Origin of the sequence: Curtobacterium luteum, assembly GCF_001475545.1 — a bacterium.
In the GTDB taxonomy this organism is placed as follows: domain Bacteria; phylum Actinomycetota; class Actinomycetes; order Actinomycetales; family Microbacteriaceae; genus Curtobacterium; species Curtobacterium luteum_A.
Genome location: NZ_LDQC01000209.1, coordinates 1 through 744, shown reverse-complemented (window position 1 = coordinate 744; position 744 = coordinate 1). Strand labels below are relative to the sequence as shown.

General features: G+C 68.5%; 1 protein-coding gene and 1 pseudogene. Both read left to right on the top strand.

Features of this window, described 5'->3' with window-relative positions; translation table 11 throughout:
- Positions 1–537, top strand: a 537-nt coding sequence (locus tag NS184_RS17230; RefSeq protein WP_152998330.1) for a M24 family metallopeptidase, incomplete at its 5' end; no start/stop codon positions are given.
- A gap of 9 nt (positions 538–546) precedes the next feature.
- Positions 547–744, top strand: a pseudogene (locus NS184_RS17225) (GNAT family N-acetyltransferase); the annotation flags it as partial.

Below are 744 nucleotides of genomic sequence, written 5' to 3'. Positions count from 1 at the left end.
TCTTACCCCGCCCACATCACCCGTGCGCTCCCGTGGGGCGGGAAGTTCAACGATGTCCAGCGGATGGTCTACGAGGCCGTGCTAGAGGCAGAGGACGCGGCGGTCGCGATCGTCAAGCCGGGCATCACCTTCCGGCAGGTGCACGCCACCGCGATGGAGGTCATCGCCCGCAAGACCGCCGAGTGGGGCTTCCTGCCCGGCACGGCCGAGGAGTCGCTGCAGCCGGAGAACCAGTTCCACCGCCGGTACATGGTGCACGGCACGAGCCACCACCTCGGACTCGACGTGCACGACTGCGCGAAGGCCCGCCGTGAGATGTACATCGACGGCGTCGTGCAGCCCGGCATGGTGTTCACGATCGAGCCCGGTCTGTACTTCCAGCAGGACGACCTGACGGTCCCGGAGGAGTTCCGCGGCATCGGCGTCCGCATCGAGGACGACATCCTCGTGACCGAGGACGGCGCGGAGAACCTGTCGGTCGGGATCCCTCGGACCCCCTCGGAAGTGGAGGGGTGGATCGCCCGGTCCGGCCGCTAGCCTGAGCGGGTGACCACGCCCGAGCACACGCCGACGACGGACGACATCGACATCGAGGTCGAGCACTTCGACTCCCCGGACGCCCAGCGGCTCCGTGCCGCACCGCGTGTGGCGATCGACCGCGCCTACGGGCAGGACAACGAGCCGCGCGAGAAGCACACGGCTGAGTCGATCGAGGTTTTCTTCGTCGACCGGGACGCCTCCAGC